Raw genomic sequence first — 370 nt, 5'->3', positions numbered from 1 at the left:
GGCTTGGTCAAAAAAGGCGATGAAAAGATCACGCTGCAGGGCAATAAAAAGCATGGCACCAAGCATAACGAGTTTGTCTGTTATAATCCTAGCTGTCCTAATTACAATAAAAAGGTTGATCGCGACGAAAATGCCATGGCCAACCTAACGCTGCTAGTAAAGCATCCAGAGTTAAATCGAGCCTTATAAGATAATTGCGGGCGAGGCTACGTCCGAAAAGATGCCAAAAGAGCTAGTCAATGCGATTACTTCTAAATTGAAATATCGGAATACTAGCGTAGACGTTGGTAAGAGAAATGGAAAGCACGAATAGTCCAAAATGTATGAAAATAAAACATAGTCATACATTTGCTTACATTTTTCATAGCAG

General features: G+C 39.7%; 1 pseudogene. It reads left to right on the top strand.

From position 1 onward, the window contains the following. A pseudogene (locus CP367_RS09420) lies at window positions 1–189 on the top strand (RNA-guided endonuclease TnpB family protein); the annotation flags it as partial. Window positions 190–370 lie beyond the last annotated feature (181 nt).

The organism is Lactobacillus sp. UMNPBX16, assembly GCF_002553775.1.
GTDB classification, from domain to species: domain Bacteria; phylum Bacillota; class Bacilli; order Lactobacillales; family Lactobacillaceae; genus Lactobacillus; species Lactobacillus crispatus.
The sequence above is the reverse complement of the archived record's forward strand: the minus strand, read 5'-3'. Positions and strand labels throughout refer to the sequence as shown.